The sequence below is a fragment of the Proteus sp. G2669 genome (assembly GCF_009915245.1).
Lineage (GTDB): Bacteria > Pseudomonadota > Gammaproteobacteria > Enterobacterales > Enterobacteriaceae > Proteus.
Genome location: NZ_JAABLX010000026.1, coordinates 108,205 through 131,314, shown reverse-complemented (window position 1 = coordinate 131,314; position 23,110 = coordinate 108,205). Strand labels below are relative to the sequence as shown.

Genomic DNA, 23,110 nt, shown 5'->3' with positions numbered 1-23,110 from the left:
TAATTCCTTAGTTGATTTTCTTTTTAGCATCTAATTCGTTACTACTACGCTGATTTTTTAAAGCTAAAATTTCGGCAATAGCTTTTTTATCGGTATTACATTTTTCTAAAACCAATATTAAACGGGCCACATAATCAGGGTAATCTCCCCACACTTGCACATTAAAGAAGGGTGCAGAGCACGGCTGTAACAAATGTGAAGGAACAAATTTATCCGGCGCTTTAACGACGATTGAGGGTGTTCTGTTGCAACCGGATAACAGCATCAGGTACAGACTCATTAGCACAAGGCGTTTGAGCCAAAATCTGCCGTAATTCTTGTCGTATAACATGATTTTCTTCCTCTAAAAATTGTTGCTCCTTTTGTTGGTGCATTAATGCTTCAGACACTTGCTCAGCTTGCTCATGCCATTGAATTAATTGTGATTGCAATGTGCGTTGTTGATATTCAAGCTGGCTGTTTTGTTCTGATAGTCGATTGATTTGCTTATATTGATAACGAATAACCAGCAGAGTGAGAACAATAATAATTGCCACTCCACCTTTAACACCTAAACGTAAAAAAGTGCTTATATTCATGGATATGTCTCTCGACAAAGTTCGTAATGAGGGCCATCACGAAATGAAACCCAATCCCCCCCCCAATTAATTCGAGCATTCAATTGATAAGCAGCTTTTTTCATCGCTTTTGATACCGACTCGAATGCTGACCAATCTTGCCAAGGGATCTCTCCATTCACTAAGGGCACAATATCAACGGCATGACCTGTTAAATGGCGACTATTGAGTGTTTTGCTTTTACCTTCCTTCATTAGCTCTTTTTGTCGAGCTAATGAACGTACCCCTTCAATAACGACAAAGTCATATTCACTAAATGTCAGTGCCAAATTAACCACTTGGACTAAATCCTGATCCACACCTTCTAGGTTTTTTTGGCTACGCTGACTCAATGTATATATGCTCATTTAGGCTCCTTAAGGTTATTCACACCAAAAATCCGGTTCCACAACCAAATTAAAGTTGTGCTACCCATCGAGCCAAAAAGCCCTGCAATCATGTAAGACATATAACGACTTGCCCCACTTTCAAAACTTAATAATCCGCCTAATAATCCCGTAAAAACAGAGATCACTATTTGGCTGGTGATACCACACCAAGACCACTTAATTTGTTTTTGCCTAATTTCCATTAAATACCTCACGATACCTCCCCAGGCTGAAAATCCACCGATTATCATCCAAGCCAGTGCATCGCTTTCTGATGGGATCGCAACTAGCATAATAAAATTCCTAAATAATGCGGATTAAGCGACATCGCCAATTAATCCGCGTAATAAGCAATAAATAACTTACATTAAGGTGTCATTTTCATCTTCCTGAGCCACAAACCAAGGCGTTACTATCGTATTACGTTGATAGTTCTTTGCTGTGTTCACTTGATATAAGCGACCTAATGCATCGTAATAATGGGTATCCGCAAACCGATTCGATTGTGCAGAGCTATTGTTGATATAACGCCAATCATTGAGAAAATAAGGCTGATAAACTCGCTTTATATTTCCTTTATTGTCATATTCTGTTTCACCCGAAATAGCCCATCTTATCGGTGCATTTTTAACTTGGACGTGTTGCTCTCCACTCATCACCAACATATCCGTTTCGCTGCGCAAGAAAGCCTCTCCCGTTTCAACTCTCACGGAAGTTTGTAATAAGCGACCAAAACCATCACTAAACGCGATTTGTTGGCGGATTTGTTGTTGTGGATCGCTGTCATAACGATCAGTCATGATTTGCAATGCATGAGGAGGCAATTTTGCAGATGTTGACATCCAACTGTCTGTCACATACACAAAACCAGTGGCAATAGGCAGCGTTGATGTTAGCGCCAAAGCCCCATTAATGGTTGTTGGCATGATGCACGTTTTATCGCTATAGCCACTTTGTCTATCGTTTTCACGCCCCGAAAAACGTGTTGTTGTCACTCGGCCAAAACCATCAAAGGTTACTTGATGAATATTTTTATTTTCATCAGTAATAGAGTTAGGTGATAAAAAACGCCAATCATAAGTAAGATGGAAATCTTGTGTATTTAAAGGAGACTCTTTACCCATCAAAACACAGAATTGTTTATCCCATAGCAAAGTGTAATCACAAGAGAGTGCTGTTTTCTTGTACACGAGTGGTTTATAGAATTGCGCTAATGAACCGTAGGTTTTGATACCTAATAACGATTTCACCCACAGTTTTTTGCCTTTTTCTGGAACATCAGCAAATAAATACACTTTTTGCTGATAACCCGCATTTTCCATGACTTCATCCAGTTTTAAATGTGGATAAGGTTGTGAAATAGCTTTTGCGATTTCTTCATCGAGTTCGGCCGTTTCGCTAGAGGCTAAACGCGCAGGGAAATCAGGTTCTGCAAATGTGGCGTTACTGCTCGCATTCAGGTAAGCAAGTTGCTGTTGTCCTACAAATACGGATGCCGATTTTTGTGTGAGCAAATTATCAGTTGCTAATAATGCTTCGATACTTAAACCATCTTTAGGCTGTTTTTCTACGCCATATGTCCAGATATCTTGGCGACTTGTTGCTGTAACACCTAGTTGATAAACCTGCTTTTCAGGATGATTAATATGATGGCAAGTTTGACGTGATAAACCTAAGCGCAGCGTATGTTGTTGCTCATCATAACTGGATCCCCATAAAGTTTCTGGCAGGCTTTCATAATGTTGATAAGGATTTTCTGTGCCTTTAACTCGTCTTGGATAATCAATAGAAACTGTTTTAGAAATAAAACCATAACTATCTTGTTCTAAGATGATTTGTTGATGACAAGCAGGATCAGTCGCAATACGCTCATAGTGATATTGACGGCTTTCCACCACCGAAGGCATCACCACAGGCGAGCGCCCTTGCGTTTCAATTAGACGTACCTGCGCTCGTTGTTCTGTGACAGCATAAGGCACATTGGAAACAACAGAACTGTCTAGCCCATAGACCTCTTTTCGAAGTAATTGACCTTGCAATCCACGCTCAAGCCAATAGGCTTGTTCTTGACGTACTGTGTTATCACAGATCTTTTCAGCACTTCCTTCACCTTGTGTAAAACGCGGTGAGAAATGAGGAAATGCCACACTGTCACCTTGCCAAAACTCATTATAAAGCTGAGCATCAACAATGGATTTACCGGTTGAAAACCATTGACGGGTTAACGCACTTGGCGTTTTATTCGTTGTATTTTCTTCACTTTTAAAAGACTCCGCATTTGTGGCTTCAACACAGCCAAAACCACGAAATTCTTTTTCTTTACCATCCCAGACACCATAACGATAATTGAAAAGCTGTGTTAACTGGCTTTGTGTAATTTCATCAACCGTTTCAATTTTCCAAAGCGTATGCAGAGGAAAAGGTAAATGACTCACCACTTTATTCTTACTTCGCTGCTGAGCTAATTTTTCGTCCAATCCATATTGAGCAGAACTACGATAGTGCAAGTTTTGGATCAGCCCCATATTGTTATTAATCGAGGTTAATAACCACGGTTTGTTATTTTGTAAAGAAAGCACCCAATGTTGCGGTGTTGGATAAGATTTTGTCAGTAAAATACTGGCAATACCTAAACCTTGAATATCCGCCACTTGCAGTTGGCGCTGGTTATCAAAACGCATACCTTTAGGTAATGGGATATCATCACCACGTACAAATTGATTACCACTTTGATTAAAATAAACTTCTAAATGAGTAGATTGGATATAAATGATGTCAGTTGTACCACTGCCATCTAAATCAGCTAAATAGAGTTGGTTAGGATTAAATTTAAGACGATCTGCCGAAAATCCCGCAATAGTGATTGGTGTGCTAAATTTACCCTCACCGAGATGTACCCAACAGGTTACTCCTTGATAATCCACTTTAATTAGATGTTGTTGACCAGAACCCAATACGTCACTAAATGCGACTAAAGCACGACGATTGATATTCTTAATCGGCAAGATCACACCTTCAGCCTGCATTATCTCTTTACTTTCTTTCCAACCTCGAACTGAGCCAGCATAAAGACGAATACTACGAGGACCAATCAAGGCAAGATCAGCAAAACCACTGCCTGTTAATGAGGTAATTTCAGCTCTAGGGTGAAAATATTCCACAGGTATGGCATCAAGTGGCACAAAATTAAGCCAATTCTCGGCTTTAGTATCATCCTGAGTGTAATAACCGTTTACATCACCTTGTGTGACTAGCCATTCTAATTTCCCATCACCTGTAACGTCTGTCAGCATAGCTGAACCTCGTAGTGATGGAATAACAGGGAGTTTTTTAGGGTTATCCCATGTTATAGCATTAGGATTTTGCTTATCTTCTTTTCTAATCGGTGCGCGATACCACCAAGCACCATGGTCTTGATACAACACCCCAGCAAGCCCTTCCCCAAATAAATCAACATATTGATAAGGCTGTTGTGGTGTAAAAGAAGCAAGCTCATCCAATGATTGCCACTGAGCTTGTTTTGTCGTACCAACCTGTTGCCAATCAAATTTTACAGGAGGCAATGTCACTAACGACTGTGTATCTTTATTGTCGTTAAACGCCGATTGTTGTGCAGAAACTAATATCGAACTAGCTCCAGACTCGGCATAAGTCAGTGTTAATCTAGCGACTAATTCTGGTGTTTCTGTCAGTGCTGTTTGTTTTTCTAAGCTTTCAATACGGTGATACATCAGCACTTGGCGACATAAACGGCGAGTACGGACTTCAAAACCGTAATGGAAAAGCGAAAAACAGTCTTGACGCAGTGTCCAGGATGAATTGCTCTGCCATTGAGGATAAGAGGCTAATGCACTGCTACGCTCACCATAATCAAACACCAAAGTAAATAAAGCATTTTTAGGTAATGTGTTATCAATTTTAGTACATGAAAGCGCGCGCTCTCCCACAGGGTTGCCATAATACACCTTCTCTAAATAGCGTTGTGTATTGGCATTTTTATGTGATTGAATTTCTTGTTTATCACAGCCTTGTTCATCTTCAGCGCGATAGTGATATTCAATTTGCTCACCCATCGCTGAAACCGAAGCATTGAGGTTCCATTGCGCAATATGTGCGCTGTTTTGGCTATCCACAATCTGTGCTGTGGTTTCATAACCGAATAAATGAACCTCACCATTTGCACTCAACATCACCCAAAATTGTTTTGGTATATTGGCAGAAGTATTAGCCTCATGTAATGACCAACACTCAAAACGACTAAAGCTTTTTTCAATACGAGAACGATAAGTTGTGACTTGGTATTGATGTGCAAGTTTTATGCCTAATAATGTATTACGTTGTGCCGTTTCAATTTCACCTTTCTTATTGATAATCGGTACAATCACTTCACCATCTGGCCCAACAAACTCATCTTGTTGAGTGTACGATGGCACACCTTTTGATGTACGACGGCGAATCGACATCGTACCGACAGACCAGCCAAAACCAAACGCACCATTGCCCGCTTGATTTTGATACGTTAAACCTAAAGAAGGGGCATAACCACGACCTTGGCTAATCGGTAATGGTAAGTTAAAAGTGGCTGCACCATCAGGGCCAACAGCACCCATGTTGCCCGTTAATCCTGTGACAGCCCCACCACCTTTCGGTAAATTCGGCGCATCAAAGGTCAATGTCTCTGAATTTTGCATGTAGAACTCCTGACAGGCTCCCTAAGGAGCCTGTAATTAATTAAGATTTAGATAATTAACGAATGGTGTAATTAATATGGAGAATGATATCGTTCAGTGTCAGTAACATCTCTTTTTGCTTACTTGTTGCATCAGGGAAGCTTAAAGTCAGTGTACTGCTATCATTCACGGGTAAACCTTCAAAAGGCAGATAACGATCGTCATTGAAGTTCAGTTGGAATTGACCACTGTCATTCATACCATGAGAAATCGCGATTGCATTACAACCTCTTGGTTTCACCGCACTACCGCCATAATTCAGCACTGCTCTGATATTCTGATAAGCGCCTGTTAATGCAGGTAATGTCACACTAATTTGTTTAACTCGACGTAATTGACCTAAATCAGCAGGGTAATCTTTGTCGATAGCTAAATCAGAGAGCCTAATTGAAGCTTGTAATTGACCGTTTTTCAGCGTAATACCATTTACTGCTGTACCTAACTGTGTTTTCGATTGATTAATCACATCAGTTACTTGTTCAAATCCAAATGGCTTAGTGCTTAACCCTTGATATACATCACCCAACGAAACAATCTTGGTAATTTCCAGTGCGCGTTTATCTTTTTCAAGGTAGCTGTTTTCCATATGAGTCAGGTTATGCATTAAATTTTCACCCGCCATCAAACCAGAATAGTTACCTTGCCATGCACCTGGGCGAATAAAGGTTTGGGTTTCACCTAAATCATACTGATAAGCTAATTCCGCCATACGACAGCGAGAAATAGCTAAGTCGTAGAAAGGTTTATAAATCGCCATTAATTTACCGCGTAACCAGTTATACAGGGCTTTATTGGTAAATTTATTTTGTAAGAAAGTTAAGTGCTCTTGCGTTTGTTGCTGTTGTAATTTCAAGCTATCCAGCTGCAAACTCGTGGCTTCTTTACGTACTTTTAAGGCTTCAAGTTGTGCATCAATTTGTTCCAACTCGGATTTTGCGTTATCGCGAGATAATACCCACTCTTCACGACGGCGACGATAAGACTCAGATTGACTTAATCTATCTGCCGCAATACGAGTTGCAGATCCTGATAATTGCAGACCAATTGATGTGGCATTAAAAATAGCGCCTAGACGCGAGCCACCGACCGCTAAACCGTAAATATTCGGCACCAAATCTGCAGCAGCTCCTGCAATGTTTAGCCCTTGGCTGGCGGTATTCAACACTGACGATGCCAGATAGAGATCCATCGCTTGTTGCTCTGAGGTACTGATATTTTCATCATATAACTTGCTATAGTGATCAAGTCGATTTTGTGCCCCAACGCGTAACGCTTTTAATGCTTTCTCGTTATAGATAAATTCTTCAATACTCTTCGTCTGATACTTCATATTTTGCAGAATAATTTCGCTACCTTGCGTAGTGAATAATTCTGACAATGCTTGTGCGTCTTGGCGTTCTGTAATGCTAAATAATGAACTACCAAACTGCATTAACTGACTAACCACCGATTTAGCACTATTTAAAATCACAGGGAAGCGCTGTGTTGGCATCACGACATTTGGCAATGTACTGCCACCTTGAGATTGATTCACGGCTGCATTTTGTAATGCTTTAGGATCTGCCGGTGTAGCGTAAATCGCTAACGACAGAGGTTGCCCATCAATTGATAAATTGTGACGTAAATTAAACAGACGCACTTTTAACGTGTCGCGATACTGCGCTAACTTCTCATTAATTTGCGGTAAAAAGAGCGCAGTTAATGAATTTGCTGTACGTGGTGATGCCGCTTCTTCATTTTCTTTCTTGATTACGCGTGTTGATTGTTTCGTTTTTGTTGCTGCCTCAGTTAATTTAGGGGTTAACCAAACGTTATCACCTAACAGCTCAGTTTCATCACCCAGTAATTTCAGCGCTTGCATATACCACATTTTGGCTTCATTTAAGGTGTCGCGTTCTAATACACGGTAAGCACTATCACCACGCTCCATAAGAATATCCAAGCACTTCATAAAGGTCGCTAACTTATAGTGCATCGGATCTGTTTGCGCAACGGCATCCGGATCGGTTGAATCGAGTTGAATTTTATCCCAATCCGTATCAGTTAAAAGGGGTTGTGAATTCCACACGCGATCAGAATAAGTCCCATTTTCTATATAGCCATTAGGACTAAATACATAACGTAACCAGCGACCAGCTTCATCATAGTTATGTCCTTCCAGCATCACATTAGCAACCATCATTGGGGTATAATAGAACAGCTCCCAAAAATAGAGTGCATTGGCACCATTAAAATCCATGGTGTCGTCCGTATTACCCTCTAATGCAGGTTCAGGTAAACGCTGAGTATCTAAGGTTAAAATAGTATCAATACCTTTATTGGCACGTTTAACCAATTGACGGGCAAATAAAGTATTTAAACGCACAAGCATTGGCTTATTTGTAATGCTCATTGACATATACTGAGCCATTGCTGAATTTGTTTCTACTTTAATAACGCTTCCTGTATCCGCAACGATAGTTCTCTTAACTTCAAATGAAAAAGCCTTTTCTGATAACACCTCCGATTGTTTATTTTTAACCTTAACATTTACCGTTACCGTTGTTTTTCCATTTCTGGTAAATTCACTAACAGGAATATCTAAACTAAGTGCACCATCTACATTATTGAAACTATTTATACCTCCATAAATTTGGCTATGATTACTCCAACTATTAATATTGTATTCTTTATTGTTTTCCGCAGATTTTATTTCAATTGCAATATCACTGATCTTATTTGCTGTACTGTTATACATTGGATCAAAATTTTTAATTGGTAAATTATCCAATGTGCTTTTACCATAAATACCATAAAAACCATCATCTAGTTCAAATGTCATAACAAGCATACAGTTGTTTTGTTTTATTAGATCATAAAAATGATCATCTATACTCATAGAGAAATATCCATTTTCCTCAATAGAGCCGTTCATTAGGTTAATGGCATCACCATCTTTATCAACCATATTAAAAACACCAATCAATGGAGCATAAGAATTCATAACTTTACGAGTAAAGTCGAGATCCACTTTGTATTCATTACCTTTATAAATAAAATAAAAATAAAAATTTCTTGATTTCAAATCAACAATAAAATACAAAGCAAAATCCGTCTCTTCATTATGTATATTTTCCCAATAACCATCCTCACATTTACCTATATTAATCCTAGCATAATAAATATCTTCAAATTCATCATTAGAATCATTATGATATGACAGTATTTTTGCCACGTGTTGTTTTACATAATCATCAGCTTCAATTGTTTTTTTAATTTCACATTTAATAGCAGCAGAAAATAAACACGTTATGCGATTATTATTTAATTCAATTTTAGCATCATTAATTAAACTACCTTGTAATGATGCTAGTTCAGACTCTTTAACTGTAATATTAGAATTAGGTTCACGTGAAATAGTATAATTCGTTTTATCTCTTTTAATAAAATGATTGTTTATAACTTTAACACGAATTCCTTTTGAATCATCTAATATATCGAATTCATTTTTTGCATTAATATAAACACTTTCAATTTCACTTGAAGTTCCTTTGGCAAAATTCAATTCATTATCAATATAGTAAATCTTGAATTCATCTTTTTCAGCTGAGTATGTTTCTGACATTTTATAAAACACAATCATAACTTTATCAAACTCATCACTATAACTGAGATAGAAGTTGAGTTTATTCAGTTTGTCTAAACTATCCCATATTTCATAAGTAATAGGCGAACTCCAAGAACCATCATAACGAATATGAGAAAGTTTTAAGCTATATTTAATTTCTTTTTCAATTTTTTCCGCCGTTTCATTTTTGGCCTTTTCAAGTCGTTCAACCCAAGCAATATATAAACGACTATTAAAAATAACAGGGCGAATTAAACCATTATACGGATTTAAACCATTTTCAATTTTAGTCCACTCTGTCCACGCGTTGGCTGCCATTTTGCCATCTTTAATTTTACTATGATCAGCGCTACGCCAATAATAGCTCATTTGATCAGCGGGATTACGGCCAATAAAATAGGTAATGCCATCATCCAGTGTTACGCTATCATGATATCCACTAATCACTTCTAAATTAGCAATTTGCTCAAATGAAGTTAAATAGGTTTTAAAGGCATCTTCTACCGTATCGCGATTAACACTATTTTGGCTAATAGACTGTAATAGGGTATCCATCATTTTGGTTTGCCCAATACGCATCGTTGGGTCAACATAGTTTTCTGGATAATAAACTAATTTAGAAACACCTGCCCAAGTGCTATAACGTTTATTAAATTCATCCCACTGAGCAAAAAAAGTACGGCCTTTTACATTCTTATCAACATCTTTTTCATCACCTGACAAGCAGTTATTAATATAAAATTGAATATTGGCAATCGCTTGTGCAATCGGTGTTGTCATAATTTCAGCAGAAACTTGATTATCAATTAATAAATGGTGATACACATCATCACGACTGATTAACGATGGATTTCTACTTTGACTGGCATAATAATGGGTTAATACTGCCGCTTCTTTCACATCCTTAATTTGAGTAAGCTGTGCCGTTTTTTCACTGTTTAAATTCGCCTGCATAATTTGGCTTAACCTATCCCACTTATCATAATTTCCCGCGACATCATTATTTTCAGTGTATTTTAAATCAATTAACAATTTAAAATCTTTAGGTGAAATACCCAGTGTTTTAGATAACTCTAAATATTGAATCAAAATAGTAATATTTTGAAAATCTTTTAATTCTTTGGTTGGCGTTAATACTAAGGCTTGATTAAGCGTTGTTTCATCAATATTTAAAATAGAGGTCATTTTTTCAGTCGTTAATGACTGGTTTTTAAGTCCAGTTAAAAACTCATTCGCCATATTGCCACATTGGGAAATAAAGTGATGAAAATAAGTAATATGCTTTATTTTATCAATGGTTAAAGCATGCTTTTCTTTAGGATAAAGATATTCTTGTTTTACACTAATAAATTCTAATTCATACTTATTTAATCCCACTTTATTGGAAACCAAGGTGGTTTTTTTAAGTCGATTAAAGAATAGTGCAATATCTACTTTATCTTGTTGAGTTAAAGTATCTTTAATAATTATTGGCAATATCTCATTTAGATATTTATTACCTTCTTCTAGATCAACCCATTGTAATATTGAATTTGATTTTTCAATAGAGTCAATACCCATTTCAGCAGCAATAAATGAAGAAATGGCTGAGAATTGTTCTGCATAATCTGTTGGTGTATTTTTTAATATTTCTTTTAAATTATTGATTAACACTTCAAGTTCAGAGCTAAATTCAGACTCAAATTTTGATGAACAAATTAAAAATAATTCACTTATCGTCCACTTTTCTTTTTTAGCAAAGTTAATGACATCATTAAGAGTATGAATTAAATTACCCATATCATCAGAACTATCATGAGATTGAATCGTTCCATTGAATGGTTTTGGTAAAATATTAATAAGTAATACTAACTCATTAACCGATAAACCATAAATTTGTGCTAATAAGCTCGTACGGTAAAGTAAAGAAAGGCTTTTTAATGAGCAATCAAATTCGCTATTATAAGATATTGCTAACCGCCATAACATAACAAGTTCAACATCATTAACATCAAATGCACGCTTTAAAGTATTTAAACGAATAATACTAGTAGCTTCATTTGCATTATCTAGAGGGAAATGATAACCATCATCTGTAAAAGTGTTACCATTAAGTGGCGGATGATTAAATAATTGATCAAATTGTGATAGTGTATTACCTAATGATGTTTTTGAAATTAATCCACCATTAAGCACAATCGCTTGTTCCACTGTAATAGGGTAAGTATTCATCATTACTTGCAAATGAAAAATATTGCTTAATACTTCTTTATCAATATTTAATTGCATATTTTTAGATTGAATTGCAGTAATCAAAGAAGACAATGGCATGTCTGTAGCTTTATATAAGCGAATGATTTTATTTAAATTTAAAAATTCTTTATTAGATAACTTCCCTTTTTTATTAAACGCTTTAATAACAAATTGAGCATCTTTCTGTTCAATATTATAATATTTCGCTAAAAAATGAGTGCTATTTAGAATATCACTGTTAGTAGAGCCAAAATTTTTCTTAAATAGTGTATCGGTATCTTTATCAACATCTTCGACTAAAATATTATAAAGCTCAGGGGAAATATCAGCTTGAATAGAAGCCAGTAGTGCTGAATCTAAGGTTCTTGTCACATCAACCGCAGACATTAAACCTTCAAGATTTTTATCTTGAAGTAAAATTGCTTGGCGAATGGTTTCATAAGGTTGATGATAAGGTGTGCCACCAGTTAAACGGTTAGTCGCTAATTCACGAAATAAATCTTTACCACCACCTAATTTATTTTGTAGTGCTCTGGTTAGAATTTGATTAGATAAAGTAAGTGTGGAAACTTCTTTATCCATATTTTCTTGTGAAAGCACTAATTGCGCTAAATCGGGACGGCGTTTATCAAGATGATAAACCGAACTTTCAGCATGTAATACTTTTGCTTCACGATAAAGTTCTGTTAAATACCCCGCGGGTGAAAACATAGAAGCCACAGATTTATCATCGACAAAAATATTGCCTCTTTCAGGGATCCAATCACCTAATGCGCGGCTTTGTGCTGATTGTGGTTGAATACCTAACGCGACCGCATTTTGTACTTGAGGATTATTACGCGCTAAATAATGAGCTTCATTAAGTTTATTAATTTTTTCGGCTTCTTGTGCTTGTGTATATAATATTTTTGCTTCATCCCACGTTAATTTTTCATCACTTAATGCACGTATTTCATGCAGTGATAATGGGGCTAATTCCTTTAATGTAATAATTTCCGAAGTGGAAGATTTCATTTTCGTTAAAAGCGTATTAATGTTTTTCATTAAATATTTCCTAATATAAGTTTATTAAAAATAGAGATAATTACATCGCCTTTTCATCTCGAAAATTAAAATATCAAGAAAATTAAAAATGAAAATTGAGTTTTTTATAATGTGATCTTGAGTTTTTTTATACTTTATAGGCTGTCCGTGATTTTTAATAAAAAAATATATTAAAAAAACAGACATAAGCAATAAATAAAATAAAGTAATAATAAAAAATCAATCATTTGATTTTATTTTTTGTGAAAAATGCTCTTATTTATTATCAATTTTAGTCGTCAAAGTTATTTTTTTAATTTATCTTCAATAATTTTTCACTTTTAGTCGCTCTAAAAATATTATTGACAAATATCAATGTAAAAATCTCATTCAAGCAGATTATTAATTTCAATTAATATGTCTCTGTGGAGAACACCTGCATGTTTTTCTCACGAAAAATAAATCAATTCTTTGCTGTTGCGACTTACCAAAGTCTAGTAAAAGCAGCAGAAAAAATTAATGTCACCCCATCTGCGTTACGTCATGGTATTAATGAACTTGAAAACCAAATAGGTAAATCATTGATTAAACGTTCAAAAAATGGAATGGAACTTACTCCGGCAGGAAAAACACTGTATGAACGACTATATCCCTATTATAAAAAAATTAGAAAAATTGAAACTCAGATCTTAGATTTAAATGAAGATAAGACATTGCTTTCAATTAAGTTAGATGGGCTTTATTATCCTGATTTGAAAACAAAACTATTGGAAATAAGACAAAAAAATGATCAATACAAGTTGTCTTTAGAAGATGGTTATATTGATGATATTAATGAAGAACTTTTTGATAAAGAGTTTGATCTTGTTATTTCCTCTCTTGAATTTGACTATTCTCATAAAAACATTAATACGATTAATCTATGCACACAAAAAGTCGGCTTATTAGTAAATAAAAAACTCTTTGAAAAACATTCAGATACCAAAACATTCTTTGCTAAAGAAACATTAATACAAAGAAACAGTTCTTTGCATAATCCGATATTTTCAACAATTTTAGATAGATTAAAAAAACAGGGTTACCAATATCATACTTTAGGTTTAACAGAAATGGCTGATGTATTGCAATGTATTGATGAAGGAGCTGGTTATTGCTTTATGCCTGAAAATATTCATTATATTTCAACGATCACAAATGATGAGGTACAATTTATTCGCTCACCATTTCCTTTTGATATTTTCTTACATCAAAAAGTCTATTTTAAAAAGAATAATGATAAAAAATTAGCTGATATCGCAATGACACTACGCTAATCAATTAAAACAGCGCATTGATATAATCAGAGGTAAAGCCGCGATATTGCAGATAACGGATTTGTTTCGCTTTCTCTTTATAGTCCTTAGGATTGTCTGTACCAAATTTTTTCTCTTTGACCTCTTGGCAAAGTGCGTACCAATCAGTGTCTGTTTCTTCTAATACACGTTCAATAATTTCGCTGGGAAATCCTTTTAGGCGTAATTCTTGGCGAATACGTAACGGCCCATAGGATTTATTTAAATAACTACGAAAAAAACTATAAATAGTTCGATTGTCATCAAGGTACTGACTTTCAAGTAAGCGTTCGATTACTTGAGGCAAACATTCAGGGGCAGTCGGTGAGTCTTTTTCAGTTTCGCGAATTCGGCGTTCGATTCGACGTTGTAGTTCTCTTGTACTGTAATCACGACGAGACAGCATAAAAATTGCGTATTGATAAAGCTCTTGATAGGTCATAACGTTCCTTTATTAAAAAAGTCCATATAAAACGACTATTATCATAACGCGTTATCACCGAAATAGCTTATTTTGCTGTTAATTTCATCAATAATAGGGAAATTAATATATTAGTAATAATTAAAAGAAGAATTATCATTCTCTTTTATAATTGAAATCGACTACTTTTATTAAGGTTAGCTTAGAAAAAATAGGGTTTTTTATTTAATAAACCCTTAATAATCCTTTAAAAACGCAAAATATAAGCATCTATTACTGTATATCGCACTTATAGCTGGTGACCACCTATTAGAAAAAGATTAAAATTTCCGGCTACTCTTTTACTACTTACTTTTTTAATTTTTTGTGGGTTATGTATGAACTTTTCCAATTTAAATAAGGTGGTATTGACCGCCTCCCTTCTTGCCACGAGTTTTTCTTATGCGGACAGTGATCGTCCTCTGCTCTCTCTAAGTGTGAGCCAATCTGGTGGCACAGCATTAAATAATGAAGGTTCGCTAGATACACGTACCCCAGCAAGCCAATCTCGTGTTTTACCCATTTGGGGCGATGAAGCTCGCGCCCGCGGTTATGATATTCCAGAGCCTTTTGGTATTGGTTATAACTATATGAATCTACGACAAGATGTAGTTGTAGATAAAATTGGTTTTAGCTCCAGTACTCCAATAGGTCAGGCTCTTCTTGGCCTTGTTGACATTGATGTTGGCCACACTCGCAGTAACAACGAATCCCATATGTTAAAACTGGATACTTGGGTTTTTCCTTTTATGAATGTGTATGGGATTTATGGAAAAACAAAGGGTACATCTGTTGCACAATTAAACTCCGTTTACTTTGCTGATGCAACTGAACCTTCTGTTGAAAATGTTCCTTTTAAATTAAATTATGAGGGCAAGTCTTATGGTGGTGGATTTACCTTAGCGGGTGGCTATAACCAGTTTTTTGGCACCTTCGATTTAAACTATACCAAAACAAACCTTGATATTTTAGACGGTGATATTAAAGCCTTAGTTATCACCCCTAGAGTGGGCTATGAATTTATTTTCTCACCACTAATTTCGGGTCAAGGCAATACCAAACTACAAGTCTGGACAGGTGCAATGTACCAAGATATTACTCAACGTTTTAGGGGAGATGTCAGCAGACTAGATTTACCTGATGGGTTAGATGATTTAATGGGTCTCGGTTCTTCATTTATGGGTAATATCAAATTTGATGTTGAACAGCATCTTGCCCATAAATGGAACCAAACTCTTGGGGCGCGTTTAGAAGTGACACGTAACTTTAATGTGATCACTGAAGTAGGTTTTAATAATCGTAATAGCTTCCTTATTTCAGGTGAGTTCCGTTTTTAATGGTTAAATACCCTTTTATTTTTGGGCTGGCATTTGCCAGCCTATTTACTTCACACACAGCACAAGCTCAACTCTTTCCCGATAGACAACAAATAGACCAATGGCTAGTTGAATTAGGGGGAGAAAATAACTTCGATCGCAGTAAAACTATCGACTGGGGTGTATTACCGGGCCCATTTTATACGCCAGAGCTAGAATTGGGTGTAGGCATTGCGCTTGTTGGTCTTTATCAAGCGGATAGTCGTCCTGATAGTAAAATCTCGTCTCTCTCGTTAAGCGGTTTTGGCTCATCAACCGGTGCTTTTGGTATGACCTTTAGCAACTACACTTACCTAATGGATGATACGTGGCGCTTTTATCTCACAGGAACATTAAATAATGTTCCTACCAATTATTGGGGAGAGGGTTATCACGAAGGACGTGTAAAAGATCATTTCGGCGAATTTCGCTCTCAAGAATTGCGTCTAACGCCCACGTTACTGCGTCAAATTACCAAAAACACTTATATAGGATTAGGGTGGGATTATTCTAGTCTACAAGCTGCTGCCCCTGATAATCCCTTTAAAGCCTATATGAATGCACGTGATTTACCTTTGCGTTCAACTAGCTCAGGAATAACTGCTCGCTTTACTTACGATAGTCGCGATTTTTTACCAAACGCTTATCGAGGGCAGGCTTTTGATATCAGTTATACCCATTATTCATCGGATACTGGCAGTAATAACCGCTTTAATGCGACACAGATACAATATAACTACTATTATCCCTTAAGTGATACTGCGGTATTGGCATTTGATAATTATGCCCGTTTCACATCGGGTGATGTGCCTTGGAGCCAATTGTCTAAATTGAGCAATGGGCACCAAATGCGAGGCTATTATGAAGGGCGATATCAAGATAATCATGTCTTTTCAACCCAAGTAGAGTACCGTCAAAAGCTCAATTGGCGACATGGCATTGCTCTTTGGATGGGCGGTGGTACGTTAAGCGACCAAGCACGTGATTTAGGCAAAAGCCATTGGCTACCTAGTGTTGGTGTGGGTTATCGTTTTGAATTTAAACCACGTATGAATGTACGTCTCGATTTTGGCATAGGTAAAGAAAGTACAGGATTCTATTTTCAAGTAGGTGAAGCATTTTGATGTTTAAGCGGTTTCTTTTTATCAACACCATTGTCTTCTTCTTATTTATTGCAGGTTGCACTCAAGTCACCCCTGTAAAATCTCTGCATGCCAATCTTGATAGTGTTACCCATGAAGAAGCAACACAGCTTTGGCAAATACCTGAACCGCTAACAGCACCTAATGGCTTAAGGCCTTGTTGTGCTTTTGGTTATAACTTAAAAGTCAAAGCGTTTGAAATACCCGTTCCTTTTTATCGTATTGATAATGTAGTTGAAGCTTCGACACTAGGTAACCATCGTTATAACGATAGCTTTTGGCTGGGTGCAGCGGCCGTATTAGGTTTAGGAAGTGAAAAATCAGGTTTAATTTACTCTCATAAAGGAGGATTCCTTGATATCGCCCATATTCGTGATACCGCAGATTACACTTACTACCTCTTTAGCCATATCTATCCAAAGTTAGGTCAAGAGTGGACGCTAACGCTAAGCAATGAACTGGCACAACGTAAAATACACTTTAATGCTTTTACCCCACCTAAAGATGAAACAGAACGCTATACCTTAAGTGCTTATCTTGCCGCACGATTAGGTTATCGTCTTGCGGTATGGCATGAAATTGCACAATGGTATGGTTTTCGTTCTGTGCCGGGATTCTCTGAAGGTATCTCTGCATTTTCACCTGAAGATCTCTATTCCAATTTAATTGGAGCAAGGCTTTCTCTTACACTTATTTTAAAGGGTCATGCCACCAGCCTTGAGCAATATAATCAATCGATGCAGGGCATTATTCCTTCCGCACTCTACCAATTAGAAGCTCAACCCCGCCAATTAACGCAACAATGGTTTGATGTGATTGATGGACAATGGTGGGATAGTCAACAACGTGTTCCTGACAAATTTTTAGTTTTAATGCGTGATTATCACATCTCGGACAAGCGGTATCCGGTGTTACCTTTTGAGGAAACAGCATCTCCACATTACCTCACATTACCTAGTGCTTATTCTGGTTACGTTTTAGAACAATTAGCAGAATTTCAGCTTTGGCCGACAACGAAAATGGCAAGTTTACCTCATCCAAAAACCTATTGGCATGAGGCGGATTTTACTGATTTAACAGAAAAAGCGCGTGAAATTGATAATAAAATTAGACCAAAAACAACAAAAATTGACTAAATAATAAACAAAATTGACACATTAAAAACCCTTAATTTTACTAAATTTGGGTTAAGTCATGGCTTTTTACATAAGATAAATTTAAGTTTACATCAAAAAAGCATTTTTTGTTAAAGAAGAAAAGCGATTATAAAACGAGGCCTTCCAGTAAACCTTATACATTTATTTAACAAATCACTCGTAGTTATCCTAATGTGAGGTGATATTTTGTAGCTATGAAAAAAGTAATTTGCTAGTATTCGTTCGATTTTTATCCAGTTAAACGAGGAGAAGCAATGCCCTCTCAATTGATGAGGACAAGTGCCGTCTTCGCTTTCTTGATTTCACTACTATTTACTGGTGTAAGTTTTGCTTCAACCAGTACCAGCAGTTCCCAGATACTGCAGGCGTATTCTTTCAAAAGCACGTCAACACCGTTGCCAGATTTGAAAAGATACCCTTCGGGAACACAGCGTAAGAAAGCGTTTTTAAATGTCATAGTTCCTATTATTGACAATGTTAATAATAAGATAATGAGAGATCGTGAGTGGTTAACTGCTCAACGTAAAGCCCAGCACTGGGGCAGCGCAGATTTAAAAAAACTGCGTGAAATCTGTCAATACTATGGCGTCACATGTACCAGCCCTAAAAAAGTAAATTGGGATTCGTTACTGACTCGCGTTGATATTATTCCGACACACTTTGTCGCAACGCAAGCCGCTACAGAATCTGGCTGGGGAACATCAAAGTTGGCACAACAAAATAACAATCTATTCGGTATGCGATGTGGGAGTCAGTCTTGCAATAACGTTCCAGGGAAAACCAAAGGCTATGCAGCCTACCCTGATATTGAAGGCTCAGTGATTGCTTATATGCGTAATCTCAATACGCACCGCGCCTATAATTCATTGCGCTCCTCAAGAGCACAGCAAAGAATGACGCAGCAACAACTCGACTCTCGCCAGTTAATCACTGACTTGAAAGGTTACTCAGAATTGGGTTCAAGTTATAACGATTATCTGACCGAAATGTTCGACTCAAATAAAAAACTGATCACTCAAGTTCAGTTACAGTCGAAACAAGATAGTTAAGCCTTAACAGGCTTTCATCTGGCAAAAAGCCACTTTTCTTTCTAGAGAAAAGTGGCTTTTATTTATCACAAGATAATCTTTTGATTGAAAGCCAGCTTAGAATTCATAATATATGGGGTAACACGTTTGGTATGACTTTTAAATCACACCCTTAGAGCCATTTATGAATTTTTTTTCATTCGAGTTTCTCGGAGCCTTTGTTAGCTTTTTTATTCTATACTGGCTCTTCCAAAAGCACGTTAAGATCCAAAATATTCTACTGATTACAGTCAGTTATGCTTTTCTCTTTAATGTAGATTATCGTCCTGCGATTATCTTATTAAGCTATACACTGTTAATTTATTTACTGGCAAATATATTAACCAAGTACACCTCTTCTAAAGTCATATATTGGCTATTAGGGTTATTGGTGGGTGTCTACTTTACTGCCTTTAAATATTACTCCTTTTTCCAAGAAACGCTGACACAAGCATTCCAACAATGGGGACTCAGCATTGAGTTACCGCTGATTGAATTACTTGCGCCATTAGGGCTTTCATTCTATATATTCCACTCGGTAAGTTATGTGGTTTCTGTTTGTCGAAAAGAGATCCCCAAAGCGCCGTTTTTGGATGTGGTGCTTTATCTATGCTTTTTCCCAAGCATCGTAGCTGGCCCAATTAATCGTGCTAAAGAATTTCTTCCGCAAATTCAGGCTCCAACCCGAAAAATCATTGATTACAAAGGGGCGATTATGCTGATTGTGTTGGCTATCGCAAAACTCTTTTGGTTGAGTGGTTGGTTTTCAACAAACTATGTTGATCCGGTCTTTAATGCACCCGATTTAGCGCAAAGCGGACAAGTGCTGGCGGCAGTTTATGCCTACGCATGGCATATCTATTTCAATTTCTCAGGTTACACCAATCTTGTCACTGGTATTGCGTTATTACTGGGCTTTGTCGTGCCTCGTAACTTTAATGCCCCTTATTTAGCGATAAACTTAGCCGATTTCTGGCGTCGCTGGCACATCAGTTTATCTACCTTTATTCGTGATTACGTCTATATTCCTTTAGGGGGGAATCGTAAAGGCGTGATTAGGCAGAACTTTAATGCCTTTGCCGCGATGGTGATTTCTGGATTATGGCATGGCGCTGCCATGACCTTTATTATTTGGGGTGCTATTCATGGGATTGGTGTGGTGCTATTAAATATTAAACACCGCCTCTTTCCTGTGAAGAAAAATGCCCCACCGAGCGCGTTATCGTCATTAAATATGTTGTTGTCATGGATAATCACTTTCCACTTTGTTTGCTTTGCGTGGATATTTTTCCGCAGTCAAACTGTAGGTGATGCGTTTGTGTTAATACAACAACTCTTTAGTACAGGCGCTTGGGCATCATTACAAGCTGAAGGTTTAACGCTCTTTATGTTCTGGGGACTGTTCTTGCTTTATCCTTGCTTTGTGACCTTAAGAGATATAGTGGCTCGTCTTGAGAAAAGAGTGCCGTGGTATGTTTATCCTCTACCACTTGCGTTGATCCTCACAATTATTTTTATGTTGTCTCCAGATGGGGTGCCAGGATTTATTTATGCCAGCTTTTGATTTCTGCTCAAACCTAAAAAAGACAGCAAAAGTTACCTTAATGGTGCTGTTGAGTACCCTTTTGCTGATTTGGCTAAACCAAACATCACTAGAGCGCTTTTGGCAACAACAATATCATCGCCCTGCACCTTGGTCGGGGCTTTCTCATTATTACGCTTGGGAAGTGGGGGGACAACTGCGTGATGGTGTATTTGTTGCAATAGCAAGCTATGGCGATTATCTACAGGTTCACCATCCTGATAATCAGGCAAAACCTATTGTACAAACCTCCACACCAGAGCAACTTCCTGAAGGTTTTGCCGTTGGCTTGCACTTCTTTAATGGATATACGCGACCTGCATCTCAACTAACGCAACGCTTTCCGCAATTATTAGAGCGTAAGCAAACAATGGGAAGATTACCTTACCATTCTGTTACTGACGTCTCCGATGCGGCATTAGAAGCCTTAAAACCTATCGTTCAAAAAACAGAAATTATCTTATCACCAAAAGATAAAGTCCTATTTGCGGGTGACTCAATGATGCAAGGTGTCGCACCGTTACTTAAACGTCAACTGCAAACGGATTACAACATCAGCAGTATTGATTTAAGTAAACAAAGTACAGGGCTTGCTTATCCGCGCTTTTTCAATTGGCCACAAACTATCGCCACACGTTTAGCCAGTGATGACAGCATTAAATTACTAGTGGTCTTTTTAGGCCCTAACGATCCTTGGGATATGCCACCTGATGGTGGTGGGCGTTACTTAAAATTTGCTAGTGAAGCATGGGAATCAACTTATCGAGCGCGCATTGCAGGTATTATAGAAAATGCCAGACAGAATAATGTCACGGTTATTTGGGTTGGGCCACCCAATATGCGCAAGCAGAAGTTATCTGAAGGTATGGCATACCTTGATAAACTTTACCGAGAAGAAGCTGAGAAAATGGGTGAAATTTACCTTTCCGTCAATGATATGTTTAAATATGAGAAAGATATTTATTCTGATTATATGGGTGATGGTAGCAGCCGTGTTAAGTTAAGAGCTGGTGATGGTATTCATTTTAGCTTAAAAGGTCAGCAAATTATTGCTCAACAGGTATTTTCACGTATTCATCTTCAAGAAGAAACAAAAGAAGATAATGCAGTCGATGATGTAAAAGATAAAAACACGGTTATTGTAAATGAAACAATTAACGCACATCCTTGAGCGTAAAACTTTAGTCAGTAGCTCAATTATACTGGCTTTGGTTTCACTCTTAGTTGCTTGTAACCAAGACACTGAAAAAACAGTGAAGTTACCTACCCCCACAGTATTACCTGCTGATGGTTCAAGACAGCTCTACAACTACCACGATCCTCACTTTTCAAGCTTTGTTAAAAAGTTACAACAAGGCCGTCAAACAGTGCACATTGTTCAGTTAGGGGATTCTCATACTGCGGCTGATTTTTTCAGTGGTAAGTTGCGTGAACGTTTTCAAGCCGATTACGGTAATGGCGGTATTGGTTTTATTCCTCCGACTAATATCGCTGGGCAACGTATTGCAAACGTACAATACCAAAGTGATAAAAAAGCATGGACACTACTTTCAAGCAGAAAAGATAGCGATCCTGATTTCCCATTAGGTGGGTTTATTAGTGAACCACAAGCTAAATGGGCTAAATTACAGTTATCTGAAAACCCAGTAACTCAGCAACGTTATCAGTTACAGGCGCTCTATAAAACGCCAACTACAGCACAAGTAAATGTACAGTCATCAACAAGCAAAGTCCTTTCATTATCGCAAACACAAGGTAAATGGCAGTTTTCAAATCCAACAACGATAACTTTTCCAGTCAGTATAACGGTTAGTAAAAGCCAGCCAGTTAAATTAGGAGGTTGGCTGATCACCAACCAACAACCTGGTGTCATGCTCTCCTCATTAGGTATTAATGGCGCAACAATCAATATGATGGATAGATGGGGTACGCAATGGACAGAAACATTGGGCCAGCTAAATCCCGATATGGTCATTTTAGCTTATGGTACCAATGAAGCCTTTAATGATACCTTCGATTTGAATGCCTATCGCCAACAACTGACAGATAAAATTCGTCAAATTCGCCAACAAGCACCGAATAGCGCTATCTTATTAATTGGGCCGTCTGATTCAGTTAAAAATAAAGAAGCCCCTGATTGCCGTTCACAACAGCCTCAATGGCTCAGCGATATTGTCAGGATACAAAAAGAAGTGGCTCAACAAGAGAAAACACTATTTTGGGATTGGCGTGACTATATGGGGGGAGAATGCTCGATAAAAGCTTGGGCGTTGTATGATTTAGCAAGGCCTGATGGTGTGCATCTTTCTCGTGAAGGGTATGAGAGCAGTGCTAATACGCTGTATAGTCAATTGAATACCTTAATGAACAAAAGCTAATTCAGTCTTTCAAGATACCAAAAGGAGCTTATTGCTCCTTTTTACTTTTCTCATTGAGTGG

The 23,110-nt window shown here is 37.3% G+C and carries 15 protein-coding genes; 8 read left to right on the top strand and 7 right to left on the bottom strand.

The features are described from left to right. Positions 1-7: 7 nt before the first annotated feature. The 6 genes from GWI68_RS20570 to GWI68_RS08100 all read right to left on the bottom strand — a co-directional run bounded on the left by GWI68_RS20570 (position 8) and on the right by GWI68_RS08100 (position 12,598). Positions 8-130: a hypothetical protein gene (locus tag GWI68_RS20570; RefSeq protein WP_279542716.1), complete on the bottom strand. Its 123-nt coding sequence runs from the start codon at positions 128-130 to the stop codon at positions 8-10. Between the two features lie 91 nt (positions 131-221). Next, positions 222-578: a DUF2570 family protein gene (locus GWI68_RS08120; RefSeq protein ID WP_166539956.1), complete on the bottom strand. Its 357-nt coding sequence runs from the start codon at positions 576-578 to the stop codon at positions 222-224. Then, positions 575-964, bottom strand: coding sequence for a M15 family metallopeptidase (locus GWI68_RS08115; RefSeq protein WP_166539955.1), 390 nt, complete (start codon positions 962-964; stop codon positions 575-577). The genes GWI68_RS08120 and GWI68_RS08115 overlap by 4 nt, the downstream gene beginning before the upstream one ends. Beyond that, complete coding sequence (locus tag GWI68_RS08110; protein WP_166539954.1) at positions 961-1,278, bottom strand: phage holin family protein; 318 nt, start codon at positions 1,276-1,278, stop codon at positions 961-963. The genes GWI68_RS08115 and GWI68_RS08110 overlap by 4 nt, the downstream gene beginning before the upstream one ends. 69 nt (positions 1,279-1,347) lie before the next feature. Beyond that, the gene (locus GWI68_RS08105) at positions 1,348-5,676 is read right to left on the bottom strand and encodes a SpvB/TcaC N-terminal domain-containing protein (RefSeq protein WP_166539953.1); all 4,329 of its coding nucleotides are present in this window, start codon (positions 5,674-5,676) and stop codon (positions 1,348-1,350) included. Between the two features lie 55 nt (positions 5,677-5,731). Continuing rightward, entirely contained in the window at positions 5,732-12,598 is a 6,867-nt protein-coding gene (locus GWI68_RS08100) for a neuraminidase-like domain-containing protein (RefSeq protein WP_166539952.1), read from the bottom strand. 419 nt (positions 12,599-13,017) lie between these two features. Between GWI68_RS08100 and GWI68_RS08095 the strand changes: the two genes are divergently transcribed. Beyond that, positions 13,018-13,890, top strand: coding sequence for a LysR family transcriptional regulator (locus GWI68_RS08095; RefSeq protein ID WP_166539951.1), 873 nt, complete (start codon positions 13,018-13,020; stop codon positions 13,888-13,890). 4 nt (positions 13,891-13,894) lie between these two features. Here the strand turns inward: GWI68_RS08095 and GWI68_RS08090 are convergent, their stop codons facing one another. Beyond that, positions 13,895-14,350: a regulatory protein RecX gene (locus tag GWI68_RS08090; RefSeq protein ID WP_109408377.1), complete on the bottom strand. Its 456-nt coding sequence runs from the start codon at positions 14,348-14,350 to the stop codon at positions 13,895-13,897. Positions 14,351-14,706: 356 nt separating this feature from the next. Between GWI68_RS08090 and GWI68_RS08085 the strand changes: the two genes are divergently transcribed. The 7 genes from GWI68_RS08085 to GWI68_RS08055 all read left to right on the top strand — a co-directional run bounded on the left by GWI68_RS08085 (position 14,707) and on the right by GWI68_RS08055 (position 23,049). Continuing rightward, a complete protein-coding gene (locus GWI68_RS08085; protein WP_166539950.1) occupies positions 14,707-15,705 on the top strand; it encodes a hypothetical protein in 999 nt (332 codons plus the stop codon). After that, a complete protein-coding gene (locus GWI68_RS08080; protein ID WP_166539949.1) occupies positions 15,705-16,847 on the top strand; it encodes a BamA/TamA family outer membrane protein in 1,143 nt (380 codons plus the stop codon). The genes GWI68_RS08085 and GWI68_RS08080 overlap by 1 nt, the downstream gene beginning before the upstream one ends. Further along, positions 16,847-18,001, top strand: coding sequence for a DUF4056 domain-containing protein (locus GWI68_RS08075; RefSeq protein WP_166539948.1), 1,155 nt, complete (start codon positions 16,847-16,849; stop codon positions 17,999-18,001). Before GWI68_RS08080 ends, GWI68_RS08075 begins: the two co-directional genes overlap by 1 nt. 275 nt (positions 18,002-18,276) lie before the next feature. Further along, the gene (locus GWI68_RS08070) at positions 18,277-19,071 is read left to right on the top strand and encodes a protein bax (protein WP_109408381.1); all 795 of its coding nucleotides are present in this window, start codon (positions 18,277-18,279) and stop codon (positions 19,069-19,071) included. A gap of 163 nt (positions 19,072-19,234) precedes the next feature. After that, a complete protein-coding gene (locus GWI68_RS08065) occupies positions 19,235-20,653 on the top strand; it encodes an MBOAT family O-acyltransferase (protein WP_166539947.1) in 1,419 nt (472 codons plus the stop codon). After that, a complete protein-coding gene (locus GWI68_RS08060; RefSeq protein WP_166539946.1) occupies positions 20,640-21,842 on the top strand; it encodes an SGNH family hydrolase in 1,203 nt (400 codons plus the stop codon). Before GWI68_RS08065 ends, GWI68_RS08060 begins: the two co-directional genes overlap by 14 nt. Then, complete coding sequence (locus tag GWI68_RS08055; RefSeq protein WP_109408384.1) at positions 21,817-23,049, top strand: SGNH/GDSL hydrolase family protein; 1,233 nt, start codon at positions 21,817-21,819, stop codon at positions 23,047-23,049. The genes GWI68_RS08060 and GWI68_RS08055 overlap by 26 nt, the downstream gene beginning before the upstream one ends. The last annotated feature ends 61 nt before the right edge of the window (positions 23,050-23,110 follow it).

What these genes read in the sequence shown, in the direction of transcription:
- GWI68_RS08055 (WP_109408384.1), top strand. Translation starts at nt 21,817, where the DNA reads ATGAAACAATTAACGCACATCCTTGAGCGTAAAACTTTAGTCAGTAGC.
- GWI68_RS08085 (WP_166539950.1), top strand. Translation starts at nt 14,707, where the DNA reads ATGAACTTTTCCAATTTAAATAAGGTGGTATTGACCGCCTCCCTTCTT.
- GWI68_RS08120 (WP_166539956.1), bottom strand. Translation starts at nt 578, where the DNA reads ATGAATATAAGCACTTTTTTACGTTTAGGTGTTAAAGGTGGAGTGGCA.
- GWI68_RS08110 (WP_166539954.1), bottom strand. Translation starts at nt 1,278, where the DNA reads ATGCTAGTTGCGATCCCATCAGAAAGCGATGCACTGGCTTGGATGATA.
- GWI68_RS08080 (WP_166539949.1), top strand. Translation starts at nt 15,705, where the DNA reads ATGGTTAAATACCCTTTTATTTTTGGGCTGGCATTTGCCAGCCTATTT.
- GWI68_RS08070 (WP_109408381.1), top strand. Translation starts at nt 18,277, where the DNA reads ATGCCCTCTCAATTGATGAGGACAAGTGCCGTCTTCGCTTTCTTGATT.
- GWI68_RS08060 (WP_166539946.1), top strand. Translation starts at nt 20,640, where the DNA reads ATGCCAGCTTTTGATTTCTGCTCAAACCTAAAAAAGACAGCAAAAGTT.
- GWI68_RS08090 (WP_109408377.1), bottom strand. Translation starts at nt 14,350, where the DNA reads ATGACCTATCAAGAGCTTTATCAATACGCAATTTTTATGCTGTCTCGT.
- GWI68_RS08115 (WP_166539955.1), bottom strand. Translation starts at nt 964, where the DNA reads ATGAGCATATATACATTGAGTCAGCGTAGCCAAAAAAACCTAGAAGGT.
- GWI68_RS08095 (WP_166539951.1), top strand. Translation starts at nt 13,018, where the DNA reads ATGTTTTTCTCACGAAAAATAAATCAATTCTTTGCTGTTGCGACTTAC.
- GWI68_RS08075 (WP_166539948.1), top strand. Translation starts at nt 16,847, where the DNA reads ATGTTTAAGCGGTTTCTTTTTATCAACACCATTGTCTTCTTCTTATTT.
- GWI68_RS08105 (WP_166539953.1), bottom strand. Translation starts at nt 5,676, where the DNA reads ATGCAAAATTCAGAGACATTGACCTTTGATGCGCCGAATTTACCGAAA.
- GWI68_RS08100 (WP_166539952.1), bottom strand. Translation starts at nt 12,598, where the DNA reads ATGAAAAACATTAATACGCTTTTAACGAAAATGAAATCTTCCACTTCG.
- GWI68_RS08065 (WP_166539947.1), top strand. Translation starts at nt 19,235, where the DNA reads ATGAATTTTTTTTCATTCGAGTTTCTCGGAGCCTTTGTTAGCTTTTTT.